General features: G+C 70.0%; 10 protein-coding genes. 8 read left to right on the forward strand and 2 right to left on the reverse strand.

Translation table 11 applies throughout. The features are described from left to right. Window positions 1-174: 174 nt before the first annotated feature. Window positions 175-783, reverse strand: a complete 609-nt coding sequence (locus BLP88_RS14470) for a TetR/AcrR family transcriptional regulator C-terminal domain-containing protein (RefSeq protein ID WP_074590292.1) — start codon at window positions 781-783, stop codon at window positions 175-177. An 83-nt stretch (window positions 784-866) separates the two neighbouring features. Here BLP88_RS14470 and BLP88_RS14475 point away from each other — a divergent pair, with 83 nt between their 5' ends. From BLP88_RS14475 to BLP88_RS19045, 8 genes are all read left to right on the forward strand, one after another. Then, window positions 867-2,009: a sulfite oxidase gene (locus BLP88_RS14475; RefSeq protein ID WP_074590294.1), complete on the forward strand. Its 1,143-nt coding sequence runs from the start codon at window positions 867-869 to the stop codon at window positions 2,007-2,009. A 4-nt stretch (window positions 2,010-2,013) separates the two neighbouring features. After that, a complete protein-coding gene (locus BLP88_RS14480; protein WP_074590296.1) occupies window positions 2,014-2,586 on the forward strand; it encodes an SRPBCC family protein in 573 nt (190 codons plus the stop codon). Between the two features lie 218 nt (window positions 2,587-2,804). Next, entirely contained in the window at window positions 2,805-3,452 is a 648-nt protein-coding gene (locus BLP88_RS14485; protein WP_074590298.1) for a hypothetical protein, read from the forward strand. Window positions 3,453-3,531: 79 nt separating this feature from the next. After that, window positions 3,532-4,272 carry a YcnI family copper-binding membrane protein gene (locus BLP88_RS14490; RefSeq protein ID WP_074590299.1) on the forward strand — a complete coding sequence of 247 codons (741 nt, stop codon included), beginning with the start codon at window positions 3,532-3,534 and terminating at the stop codon, window positions 4,270-4,272. 191 nt (window positions 4,273-4,463) lie between these two features. Further along, complete coding sequence (locus tag BLP88_RS14495) at window positions 4,464-5,093, forward strand: DUF4232 domain-containing protein (protein ID WP_084111252.1); 630 nt, start codon at window positions 4,464-4,466, stop codon at window positions 5,091-5,093. 96 nt (window positions 5,094-5,189) lie between these two features. After that, window positions 5,190-10,202 (forward strand): DNA glycosylase AlkZ-like family protein, encoded by a 5,013-nt coding sequence (locus BLP88_RS14500; RefSeq protein ID WP_139163407.1) that lies wholly within the window; start codon window positions 5,190-5,192, stop codon window positions 10,200-10,202. Window positions 10,203-10,231: 29 nt separating this feature from the next. Continuing rightward, window positions 10,232-11,047: an Fpg/Nei family DNA glycosylase gene (locus tag BLP88_RS14505; protein ID WP_074590302.1), complete on the forward strand. Its 816-nt coding sequence runs from the start codon at window positions 10,232-10,234 to the stop codon at window positions 11,045-11,047. A 148-nt stretch (window positions 11,048-11,195) separates the two neighbouring features. After that, window positions 11,196-11,651: a TM2 domain-containing protein gene (locus BLP88_RS19045; protein WP_245679881.1), complete on the forward strand. Its 456-nt coding sequence runs from the start codon at window positions 11,196-11,198 to the stop codon at window positions 11,649-11,651. A 100-nt stretch (window positions 11,652-11,751) separates the two neighbouring features. Here the strand turns inward: BLP88_RS19045 and yczE are convergent, their stop codons facing one another. Continuing rightward, on the reverse strand, window positions 11,752-12,399 hold the full coding sequence (gene yczE / locus BLP88_RS14515; RefSeq protein WP_074590306.1) for a membrane protein YczE: 648 nt from the start codon (window positions 12,397-12,399) through the stop codon (window positions 11,752-11,754).

Here is a 12,399-nt window from a genome sequence, read left to right on the forward strand (position 1 = left end):
GGGTCTTGACGGGGCCGCGCCGTTGCGGCCTGCGGGGAGGATCCGGGCTGAGAGCCGGATCACTAAACGAAAGGCTTTCGTTTAGTATGCGGGCTGAGGCCCCGGGCACACAAGCCTTTGCAGGAAATCAGCCCTGTAACGGGTCGGAAGATCCCCGCCGTTCAGGCCAGGGAATCAGAGTCCGGCAGCCCGCCGTCGGAGCCCTTCGATGAGGATTTCGAGGCCGAATGCAAAGGCCGTCCCGGCCCTGTCGGCCAGTCCGGAAGCGTTCTCTACGGCACGGCCCAAGGCGCTCCCGCCGCCCGGCTCCACCTCCCACACGTTGCCCGGAGCGGCGAGGTCCAAGGCGGCACCGATGGCAAAGCTGTCGATCAGCGCCAGGGCCGAGGCGACGTCGGTCCCCGCGAAGCCTGCCTCCTCCAGCGCCGTGGACAACCGCTCGTAGAAGGCGATGACCTTGGCGTGCCGGACGGTTTGCATCACCAGCAAAGGAGCCGTGCGCGGGTGCCGGGCGAAACTCTCGCGGTACTCCCGGATTTCCAGGCGGAGCACCTCATCCCACGGCGTGCCCGCGGGAGGGACCGGGCTGCCTTCCGTGATCCGGCCCCGGATGAGTTCCAGGATTTCCTCGCGTCCGGACACGTGGTTGTAGATGGAGGACTGGCTGACGCCGATCTTCCGCGCCACCTTGGGCAGGCTGAAGTCCCCGCTTTCGTCGATGAGTTCGAGGGCGGCCGTGACCACGGCGTCGACGGAAATCAGCGGCTGGGTGGGTCGCGCCATGCAAGGACTCCTGGGGGTTCGGCTGGTCCCCAAGGTATCAGCGCGGGGTACCGGAGCCCCGCCATGGCGCCCATACTTGGTGCATGAGCGTCGAGTCCCGGCCCCAGCCGGCGGACACCGCCGGAACCACCGCTGCCCGGCCAGCAGCTGCTGCCTCTCCCCTACCGGGTGCGCCCACGGACGGACCCCTCACCCGCGAAGAACTCCACCTCGCTTCGCGCAACCATGCCCAGCCCCTGGAAATGCTCCAGTGGCCCGTGACCCCGATCGGCATGCACTACCTGCTGATCCACTTCGACATCCCCAAGCTCGATCCCACGGCCTGGCGCCTGCGCATCGGCGGTTTGGTGGAGCACCCGCGCGAATACACGCTCACCGAGCTCCGGCACCGTGAGCGGCGCACTGTTCCGGTCACCCTGGAATGCGCCGGCAACGGCCGCTCCCTGATGGAGCCGCGACCGGTCAGCCAGCCGTGGGACCGGGGCGGCTTCGGCACCGCGGAATGGACGGGAACGCCGCTCGCGCCGTTACTGCACGACGCCGGGATCCCGGCTGACGCCGTCGAACTCGTCTTCACGGGGGCGGACCGCGGGATCCAGGGCGGGATCGAACACTCGTACGCCCGGAGCCTGAGCGTCGCCGACGCGATGTCCGGCGACGTGCTGCTGGCCTACGAGGTCAACGGCCAGCCCCTGCCGCCGCAACACGGCTACCCGCTCCGGCTCCTGGTGCCCGGCTGGTACGGGATGACCAGCGTCAAATGGCTGAGCTCGATCGAGGCGATCGACCACGCCTTCGAGGGCTACCAGCAGACTCCGGCCTACCACCTCACCCAGTCCGCGGAGGAACTGGGCGAGCCTGTGCAGCGGATCAGGCCCCGGGCGCTGATGGTGCCGCCGGGCATTCCGGACTTCTTCACCCGGGAACGCTTCGTCGACGCCGGACCGGTGCAGTTGCGCGGCAGGGCCTGGTCCGGGCACGGCAGCGTGGACAAGGTGGAGGTGCGCGTAGACGGGGTCTGGGCGGAGGCTGAGCTGGAGCCTGCCGTCGGGCCGTACGCCTGGCGCGGCTGGACCTTCCCCTGGATCGCGTCCCCCGGCACGCATGAGCTGGCCTGCCGCGCCAGCGACAGCTCCGGCCTGACCCAACCCGAACAGCCCGAGTGGAACTACCAGGGCCTGGCGAACAACGCGGTCCAACGGCTCACCGTCACGGTGCGCGGGTAGCTCCATGACTGCCGCCCGGGGTGCCTCCAACGAGTACAGATTCCTCACCGTTTGGCGCGTGGCGGGGACACCCCGGGAAGTGGTCGACATCCTGGGCGACGCCGGGACGCTGGCCCGCTGGTGGCCCTCGGTGTACCTGCGCGTGACGCCCTTGGACCCCGGCAACCCGGACGGCACGGACAAGAGCTTCATGCTGCATACCAAGGGCTGGCTGCCCTATACCCTGCGGTGGAAACTCACCGTCACCGAACCCATCACCGAGCACGGCTTCGCCCTGACCGCCACCGGCGACCTGAGCGGCACCGGCCGGTGGACGTTCGAACAGGACGGACCAGAAACCGTCATCAGTTACGACTGGCGGGTGACCGCTTCGAAGCCTTTGATCCGGCGCCTGGGTTTCCTGTTCAAGCCCGCGTTCGCGGCGAACCACCGCTGGGCGATGGCCCGCGGGCAGGAAAGTTTGGCCCTGGAACTCCGGCGGCGCAGGCCCGGCTCGAACAAGACCAGGATTCCGCCTCCCCCGCAGCCCACCTTTGCGGGCAAGTACCGCTGGCCGCGGAGCACCACCCATGCCTGAGCTTGCCCGGCAGGCTTCCGCAGTCCCGCCGCCCGGGGCCGCGGACGTTGATTCAGCAGCAGACAACGGCCACGGTCCGGCGCCCCCATCCAGGGTTTCGCTGCGCACGTGTGACGCCTGCGCAACGAAAGTCCGCGTGGATGCGCACGACTGAACCCAGCCCGGCCACACTGTAGAATCGACGGGTCATATTGAAGCCGCCAGACAGGGAGGACCACGTGCCCACTGCTGCCACGGCATCCTCCCGGACCGTTCCCGGCAAGGCTCCATTCCACGTCCTGCGCTCGGGCGTCCTGGCGCTGGCAGTGCTGTCCCTTGCAGCCGGCGCCCACGTGATCGCCGGCGGCGTCCTGCCGGCCCTGCCGATCCTGCTGGGAATCCTGGCCCTCACCGGGCTCGCCACCACCCTCGCCACCCGCTTCAAACTCGGCTTCCCGGCCTTCGGAGCCCTGCTGGGCGGCGGCCAGGTGGTGTTGCACGAAGCCTTCACAGCCCTCGGCCCCGTCACCTCGGCCAGCCCCGCCATTGAGGCAGCACATGTGCACCACACTGCGCAATTGCCGGTGGTCGGCGACACGGCACAGCACCTGCACGGCCTGGACACCTCGCTGGGCTGGTTCATGCTGGCCGGCCACGTCCTCGCGACCGCCGCCTCGGCGCTGCTGTTTGCCAAGGGCGAGCAGGCCCTGTGGCAGCTGGCCGCGTGGCTCCGCCCGCTGTGGCGCGTCCTCGCGCCCCTCTTCCTGCCCGACGCCGGCACGCGCCCGGCGCCGGCACGCGGATCTTCGGCGTTCGTCCCCCGCCCCTGGCGGAACCTCAGGCAGGACAGCAGACGCGGCCCGCCCGCCGTCGTCGTCCTCTCCTGACTCCGCCCGGCACCCCCTTTCACGGTGACGGGCACTCCCCCGTATTTCGGCGCATCCGCGCATCCTGAAAGGCACAACCATGACCACTTCCGTACTTCGCCGCACCCTCTCCGCCGCCGCAGTTGCCGGCGGCACCGCCGTCCTGATGCTCGCCGGCATGCAGGGCGCCTCTGCCCACGTCTCGGTGAACCCGGACAAGACCGCCGCAGACTCCTACGCACTGCTGACCTTCGGCATCCCGCACGGCTGCGACACCTCCGGCACCACCAAGGTGACCATCACCCTGCCGCAGGAACTGAACGACGCCCAGCCCACGGTGAACCCGAACTGGACGGTCGAGAAGGTCACGGAGACACTCGCGGAGCCCCGGAAGCAGGCGGACGGCACCTCGATCACCAAGCGCACCAGCAAGATCGTGTACACGGCCAAGGCCCCGCTGGATCCGCACCTGCGCGACGCGCTGGTCCTCTCCGTGAAGCTTCCCGACACCGCAGGCAAGACCCTCTACTTCCCCACCCTGCAGAACTGCGTCAAGGGCCAGACCGACTGGAAGGAACTGCCCAAGGAGGGCCAGGACCCGCACAGCCTGGAGGCCCCGGCGCCGTCGTTCACGGTCACCGCGGCGGCCGGGCACGGTGACCACGGCGCTGCTGCAGCTTCGGGCGCAGAAGCCGAGCAGGCAGCCTCTGTGTCCGGTTCGTCCGACTCCGGTTCGTCCGCTGGCGGCGCGGACGCCCGCAGTTGGGCCGGGCTGGTTGCCGGGCTGGCCGGGCTGGGGCTGGGCGGCGCCGCGTTCTTCCGGAAGAAGAAGTCGGCCTGACTGAAATAGCCCGTCTTTCGCCTCCCGAAGCCGAAAAACAAGGACCAGGTCGCGGTTAGGCAGGCAAAAGGTGGGCCACTTCGGTCACGCCTGCAAGGATGGCGCCCGGAACATCACGATCCGGGCGCCATTTCCGTGCCCGCAGCCGTGGCGTGGTTGACTCAGGCAATTGCCGCCGCAAGGCTGGGCGCATGACTACTGCGCGTGCCACGAAGGCCTTCCTGTTCACGACGGCGGCAGCCACGCTCCTGATGTTGGCCGGGTGCGGGCAGGGCCAGAACCCAAGCTCCGCCACCTCCTCGACCACGACCCCGAGCACCTCGCAGAGCCCCTCGGACAACAGCCCCTCCGGACCGGCCAGCGCCACAGGCTCGGCTTCGGGAAGCGCCTCCGCCACGGCAGCCACTCTGTGCAAGTCCACCTCGCTCACCCCGAGCGTTGATTCGACAGGCGGCGGCGCAGCGGGCAGCGTCTACCAGAAGCTCATCCTGACCAACTCCGGCACCACCCCCTGCATCCTCAAGGGCTACCCCGGCGTCTCCCTGGTCACCGGGCCCACCGCCGGCCCGATCGGGGCACCCGCCGACCGCGACACCACCAAGGCCCCGGTGGAGCTCCTGCTGCAGCCGGGCGAGTCGGGCGCCGCCGTGCTCCGCTACACCCAGGCCGGCCTCTACCCCGACTGCACGCACGCCGCGGCTGCCGGGTTCCGGATCTACCCGCCCGAGGACACGGGATCCGTGTTCATCGCGCAGCAGCACGAGGCCTGCAGCAACGCCAGCGTCAAGCTGCTGACCATCCAGGCGTTCCAGGCGAACTAGCGGCCGCTCTATCTTGTCGGCCCCTTGCGGCATGATGGAGAAATGCAGGAGCAGTTCGGAGGGGACCGGCACGGCGGGAACCAGCACGGCGGCGTGATGGCGGCGTTCAGCCGCGCCACCCGTGAGTGGTTCCTTGGCGCGTTCACTGCCCCGACCCCCGCGCAGGACGGCGCCTGGCGTGCCATTTCCTCGGGTGCCCAAGCCCTGGTGGTCGCGCCCACGGGCTCGGGCAAAACCCTCGCCGCGTTCCTGTGGGCACTGGACAGGCTGCTGGCGCCCGCCGCTGCCCCGGTGCAGGACGCCCCGCAGGAAGACGAGACGCCGCCAAAAGGAAAGCCGAAGCGCGGCACCCGCGTCCTGTACATTTCCCCGCTCAAGGCCCTGGGCGTGGACGTCGAACGAAACCTCCGTTCGCCCCTGATCGGCATCACCCAGACTGCCAAACGCCTGGGCCTGCCGGCGCCGATCGTGAGCGTCGGGGTCCGTTCGGGGGATACGACGGCGGCCGAGCGCCGCACGCTGCTCAGCCACCCGCCGGACATCCTCATCACCACGCCCGAATCCCTGTTCCTGATGCTCACCTCGCGGGCACGGGAAACCCTGATGGATGTGGACACCGTGATTGTGGACGAGGTCCACGCCGTGGCCGGTACCAAGCGCGGGGCACACCTCGCTGTGTCCCTGGAGCGGCTCGACGCCCTGCTTCCCAAACCCGCCCAGCGGATCGGGCTGTCCGCCACCGTGGAGCCGCGGGAGCTGGTGGCCCAGTTCCTGTCGTCCTCCGCGCCGGTGGAAATCGTGGCCCCGGCGTTCACCAAGAACTGGAAGCTCGCCGTCAGTGTTCCTGTGGAGGACATGTCGGACCTCGCGGGCGCGGCCGGCGCCTTCGATTCCGGTCCGGCGTCCGGGCTGCAGCCGCAGGCCTCCATCTGGCCGCATGTTGAGGAGAAGATCGTTGACCTGGTCCTTTCCCGGCAGTCCACCATCGTCTTCGCCAACTCCCGGCGCCTGGCCGAGCGGCTCACGGCCCGGCTGAACGAGATCCACGCGGAGCGCCAGCTCATGCCCGTGGACGTGTTTTCCGATGCCGGCAGTTTCTCCGGTGCGGGCGGGTACGCGCCGGACTTCGGGGAGCCGCCCGGGACGCCGCCGCTGCAACCGCCGCTGCAACCGCCGGGGACGCCGCCGCTGCCCGGCACGTCCACCGCCACCCCGGCGCACATGATGGCCCAGGCCGGCAGCACCCAGGGCGCGGATCCTGTGCTGGCCCGGGCGCACCACGGCTCCGTGTCCAAGGACCAGCGGGCCATGATCGAGGACGACCTGAAATCGGGCCGCCTGCGCTGCGTCGTAGCCACGTCGTCCCTGGAGCTGGGCATCGACATGGGCGCAGTGGACCTGGTGATCCAGGTGGAGTCGCCGCCGTCGGTGGCCAGCGGGCTGCAGCGCGTGGGCCGGGCCGGGCACCAGGTGGGCGAGATCTCCGAAGGCGTGCTGTTCCCGAAACACCGGGCGGACCTCGTCCACACCACGGTCACCGTGGAACGGATGCTCGGCGGCAAGATCGAACGGCTGCACATCCCCGCGAACCCGCTGGACATCCTCGCCCAGCAGACCGTCGCCGCCGCCGCGCTGGGGAGCATCGACGTCGAGGACTGGTTTGCCACGGTGCGGCGCTCGGCGCCGTTCGCCACGCTGCCGCGCTCCGCCTTCGAGGCCACCCTGGACCTGCTCTCGGGCAGGTACCCGTCGGACGAGTTCGCCGAGCTGCGCCCGCGCATCATCTGGGACCGCAACGCGGGCACCATCGAAGGACGCCCCGGCGCCCAGCGGCTCGCCGTCACCTCCGGCGGCACCATCCCGGACCGCGGCCTCTTCGGCGTGTACATCATCGGTACGGAAAACGAAGGAACCGGCGGCTCGGGTTCAGGGTCCGGGCAGGAGCCGGGAACGGCGTCGAAAGCTCCCAAGGGCGGGCGCCGCGTGGGCGAGCTGGACGAGGAAATGGTCTACGAATCCCGCGTGGGCGACATCTTCGCCCTCGGAGCCACCAGTTGGAAGATCGAGGACATCACGCACGACCGTGTGCTGGTCTCCCCCGCGTTCGGCCAGCCCGGGAAGCTGCCGTTCTGGAAGGGCGATTCCCTGGGCAGGCCGGTGGACCTCGGCAGGGCGCTGGGTGCCTTCGTCCGGGAACTTTCCGCATCCGATCCCGCCCCGGCGCTGGAGCGCTGCAAGGCCAGCGGCCTGGACGACTTCGCCGCCGGCAACCTGCTCCAGTACCTGCGGGAGCAGCAGGAGGCCACCGAAGTGGTCCCGAACGACCGCACGCTGGTGGTCGAACGCTTCCATGACGAACTGGGCGACTGGCGGGTGGTGCTGCACAGCCCCTTCGGCATGCCGGTGCACGCGCCGTGGGCCCTCGCCGTCGGGCAGCGGCTGCAGCAGCGCTACGGCCTGGACGGTTCCGCCATGGCCGCCGACGACGGCATCGTGCTCCGGGTGCCGATGATGGAGGACGAACCGCCGGGCGCGGAGCTGTTCCTCTTCGAACCGGACGAGCTTGAGCAGATCGTGACGGCGGAGGTGGGCGGCAGCGCCCTGTTCGCCTCGCGTTTCCGCGAGTGCGCCGCGAGGGCGCTGCTGCTCCCACGGCAGAACCCGGCCAAACGGCAGCCGCTGTGGCAGCAACGGCAGCGGTCAGCCCAGCTGCTGGACGTGGCGAAGAAGTACCCCCAGTTCCCCGTGGTGCTCGAAACCGTGCGCGAATGCCTGCAGGACGTCTACGACCTCCCGGCACTGAAGGACATCGCCGGAGCCATCGAGCGCCGGGAGCTGCGCCTGGTGCAGACCACCACCCAGCAGCCCTCGCCCTTCGCGAAGTCGCTGCTCTTCGGTTACGTGGCCCAGTACCTGTACGAGGGCGACTCCCCGCTGGCCGAGCGGCGCGCCGCCGCCCTGGCCCTCGATTCGACCCTGCTCAACGAACTGCTGGGCCGGGTGGAACTGCGCGAACTACTCGACCCCAAGGTCATCGAAAGCACCGAACTGGAACTGCAGCGTCTCGCCCCGGACCGCCGCGTCCGCGGTGTTGAAGGGGTCGCGGACCTGCTGCGGCTGCTCGGGCCGCTGGACACGGCGGAGGTGGCGGCGCGCCTCGAGGACGCCGGTTCTGCCGGGACAGTTGCAGACGTGCGTTCCCTGGAGGTGGCCGCATCGCATCTTGCCGCCCTGCGCAAGGCAAACCGTACGCTGACCGTGGCGCTGGGCGGGGTGGAACGCCACGCGGCCATCGAGGACGCGGCCCGGCTCCGGGATGCCGTGGGCGTTCCCCTGCCGATGGGTGTGCCGCTGGCTTTCCTTGAGCCGGTGGCCGATCCCCTGGGCGACCTCGTGTCACGTTACGCGAGGACCCACGGCCCGTTCACCGCGGAAGAGGCCGCCGCGCGCCTTGGGCTTGGGCCCGCCGTCGTACGCACCGCCCTGAAACGGCTGGCCGCCGACGGCCGCGTGGTGGAAGGCGAGTTCAGGCCGCACCCGGTGGCCGCCGAACCTGCGGGAACTCCCGGCCCGGGGGCCGCAGAAATGCCCGACGGCGGCGCCTCGCCGGAAGCTGCCGGCACCCCTGCGGCGTCCCTGCTTCCGCCGCCCGCCAGCGAATGGTGCGACGCGGACGTGCTCCGCAAGCTTCGGCGTCGTTCCCTGGCGGCGTTGCGGGCCGAGGTCGAGCCCGTGGAGGCCGCCGCGTACGGCCGCTTCCTGCCCGACTGGCAGAACGTACGCCAGCCCGGCAGGTCCCGCGCCGGCACGGCGTTGCGCGGCCTGGACGGCATCATGACGGCGGTGGACCAGCTTTCCGGTGTGCCCGTTCCGGCGTCGGCGTGGGAGCCGCTGGTGCTGGCCAGCCGGGTGTCCGACTACCAGCCGGCCATGCTGGACGAACTCATGGCAGCCGGCGAACTCCTCTGGTCGGGGGCCGGTTCGCTGCCCGGCAACGATGGCTGGGTCAGCCTGCACGTTGCCGATTCCGCCGAGCTGACGCTGAGCCCGGACCCCGAGTTCGAGCCGGCGGATGCGCAGCTGCGCCTTCTCGGGCACCTGCGCGACGGCGGCGGGGCGTACTTCTTCCGCCAGCTCACGGACGTCGCGGGTGGCATGGACGCGGTGCTCAGCGATGACGCCGTGGTGGCTGCGCTGTGGGACCTGGTGTGGGCCGGGCGCATCACCGGCGACACCTTCGCGCCGGTGCGGGCCCTGATCGCCGGCGGCCGGACGGCCCACAAGCAGGTCGCGCGGCCGCCCCGGGCCCGTTCGCTGCGGCTGGGCCGGATCGGCCGCGCCCACGGCATCGGTGCGGGCGGCGGCTTTGCGTCGCCCGGCCTGACCGGCGGCCGCTACGGGTCGCTCTCCGGAGCGGCAGCGGCAACGCCGCCCTTGGCCGTCGGGCGCTGGTCCGCCCTCCCAGTCCCGGACCTCGACCCCACCCTGCACGCACGCGGCACCGCCGAACTCCTGCTGGACCGCTACGGCGTGGTCACCCGCGGCTCGGTGATGGCGGAGAACATCCTGGGCGGCTTCGGGCTGATGTACAAGGTGCTGGCCCGGCTGGAGGAAGCCGGCCGCTGCCGCCGCGGGTACTTCATCGAGCACCTCGGAGCGGCCCAGTTCGCCGTTCCCGCCACGGTGGACCGGCTGCGCTCCTTCGCCGAGGACGCCCGCGCGGAGAAGCAGGAACCGTCCGCATTGGCCCTGGCCGCCACCGATCCCGCCAACCCTTACGGCGCCGCCCTGCCGTGGCCCGCCCTGTCCGCCGACGCCGCGTCCGGGCACCGCCCGGGCAGGAAGGCCGGGGCACTGGTGGTGATGGTCGACGGCGCGCTGGCACTGTACGTGGAACGCGGCGGCAAGACGCTGCTTACCTTCAGCCATGACGACGGCGTGCTGGCGGCTGCCGCTGCGGCGCTGGTGGACGTGGTGCGCCGCGGCGCCGTGGACAGGCTCTTCATGGAAAAGGCCAACGGCCAGGACCTCTTGGGAACGCCCATCGCCGAGGCCCTGGCCGCGGCCGGCGCCTATTCCACGCCGAAAGGCCTGAGGATCCGTGCCTGAAACAAACACCGAAGCCGTGGAGGGCGGCCGTGCCTGAGGGGGACTCCGTCTGGCGTGCCGCCAAGGAACTGCACCAGGCCCTGGCTGGACAAGTACTGCTGTCCTCGGATTTCAGGGTGCCGCGTTTTGCCACCCTGGACCTCTCGGGCTGGACCGTGCATGAAGTGGTGCCGCGGGGCAAGCACCTTCTGATGCGGGTGCTCGAATCCACCGCCGGCAACCCGTCACGCGCCCTGACCATCCATTCCCACCTGAAGATGGAGGGCAGCTGGCAGGTCTATGCTCCGGGAGGCAAGTGGCGCAAACCCGGCCACACCGCCAGGTGCGTGCTGCGCACGGCCTCGGCCGACGTCGTCGGCTTCTCCCTGGGCATCCTGGAAGTCCTCCGGACCGAGGACGAAGACCGCGTGGTGGGGCATCTCGGACCCGACCTGCTGGGTCCCGACTGGGACCCGGACGAGGCGCTGCGCCGGTTGGTGGCGTCACCGGAAACACCCGTCGGGATCGCTCTGCTGGACCAGTCCAAGGTGGCGGGCATCGGGAACATCTACCGCTGCGAATCGTGCTTCCTCTCCAAGGTGCACCCGGCCGTTCCCGTGGCGGCCGTGCCTGAACCCGCTACGATCCTGGCCGACGCCAAGCGGCTGCTCGAAGCCAACCTCGGGCCCGGGCCGCGCTCCACGCTGGGCCCGCGGGCCCTGCGCCCGGGTTATTGGGTGTACGGACGCGAACACCAGCCGTGCCTGCGCTGCCGCACGCCGGTCCGCCGCGGCACGCTCGGGAAGTCCCCGGGCCTGGAGGAACGGACCATCTACTTCTGCCCGCGCTGCCAGCCGGCGCCGTGAGTCCAGGCGAGAAATACCGCGCCTAAGCACCAAGAACGGCGAAATGTCCGCCACTATTGTGATGGCACATGGATTCTGGGGGAATGTCTTTCATTGGCTGCCGCCCGGTCGCCCTGGCTGCACGATCATTCTTCCGAAAGGCATCAACATGAGCACGCCACTCCCCGGTCAAGACCCGGCCCCGCACGAAGGGCACGCGCAGCCGCCGGCGGCCCCCTACCCCTCAAGCCAAAGCCAGCCGCAGTACCCGGCTCCGCCAGCCATGCCCCAACCGCCGCAGCCGCACTACGCCGCCCAGCAACCCGTGCCGCAGCAGCAGTACTATGTTGGCCAGCCGCAAATGCCGAACACGGCCTACGGTTACCCGCAGCCCAAATCGAAGATCGCTGCCGGCCTGCTGGGCATCTTCCTCGGCGGACTTGGCATTCACCGCTTCTACCTCGGCTACACCACCATCGGCGTCATCCAACTGGTCCTGACGATCGTCGTTGGCATCTTTACGTTCGGGCTCGTCGGCCTTTGGGGTTTCGTCGAGGGCATCATGATCCTCGCCGGCGCCAGCTACTTCCAGCGCGACGCCCGGGGCGTACCTCTCCGCGACTAGTCCCGGAAAGCGTGATTGGAGGGCGGCCGGGCGGCCGCCCTCCAATCCGAAAGTCCGCCCGGACGTTGAAGCGCGGGCGTTGAAGAGCCTTGCTTACGGGTCAGGGCTTGGCGGGCTCAGCCTCGACAGACCCCCGGTTGTCAAAAGTTCCTGCCATCTCCCGCACGCTCTTCTCCGGGACCACAAACACCGGCAGCAGCAACTGCACCAAAGGCCCGATCGCCAGGGCGTAGACCACCGTGCCCACGCCCACCGAGCCGCCCAGCAGCCAGCCGGAGCCCAACACCACCACTTCGATCAAGGTCCGGGAAAGCCGCACGGACCACCCGGTGCGCCGGGCCAGGCCCGTCATCAGCCCGTCGCGGGCACCGGGGCCAAGCCGGGCGCCGATGTAGCAGGCGGACGCGATGCCGTTGAGCAGCACGGCCCCGCCAAGCATGGCGATCTGGCCGCCGAGGTGCGAGAAAGCCGGGATCAGCGCCAGGCCCAAGTCCGCGAAGACGCCCACCAGCACGGCGTTGGCGAGGGTTCCGAAGCCTGGCATCTGCCGCAGCGGGATCCACAGCAACAGCACCAGGAAGCTGACAACCACCACCACAGTGCCGATGCTCCAGCCGAGCTTCCCGGCAAGTCCCTGGTGGAACACGTCCCATGGATCCAGGCCAAGGCCTGCCCTGATGAACATGGCCAGGGAAATTCCGTACATCGCGAGGCCGATCAGGAGCTGGGTGATTCTGCGGGTCATCAT

Origin of the sequence: Arthrobacter cupressi, assembly GCF_900099975.1 — a bacterium.
GTDB classification, from domain to species: Bacteria; Actinomycetota; Actinomycetes; order Actinomycetales; family Micrococcaceae; genus Arthrobacter; species Arthrobacter cupressi.

Excerpts from the sequence above, each read along its gene's own strand:
- BLP88_RS19045 (WP_245679881.1), top strand. The coding sequence starts at position 11,196 with ATGAGCACGCCACTCCCCGGTCAAGACCCGGCCCCGCACGAAGGGCAC.
- BLP88_RS14475 (WP_074590294.1), top strand. The coding sequence starts at position 867 with ATGAGCGTCGAGTCCCGGCCCCAGCCGGCGGACACCGCCGGAACCACC.
- BLP88_RS14500 (WP_139163407.1), top strand. The coding sequence starts at position 5,190 with ATGGCGGCGTTCAGCCGCGCCACCCGTGAGTGGTTCCTTGGCGCGTTC.
- BLP88_RS14480 (WP_074590296.1), top strand. The coding sequence starts at position 2,014 with ATGACTGCCGCCCGGGGTGCCTCCAACGAGTACAGATTCCTCACCGTT.
- yczE (WP_074590306.1), bottom strand. The coding sequence starts at position 12,399 with ATGATGACCCGCAGAATCACCCAGCTCCTGATCGGCCTCGCGATGTAC.
- BLP88_RS14495 (WP_084111252.1), top strand. The coding sequence starts at position 4,464 with ATGACTACTGCGCGTGCCACGAAGGCCTTCCTGTTCACGACGGCGGCA.
- BLP88_RS14490 (WP_074590299.1), top strand. The coding sequence starts at position 3,532 with ATGACCACTTCCGTACTTCGCCGCACCCTCTCCGCCGCCGCAGTTGCC.
- BLP88_RS14470 (WP_074590292.1), bottom strand. The coding sequence starts at position 783 with ATGGCGCGACCCACCCAGCCGCTGATTTCCGTCGACGCCGTGGTCACG.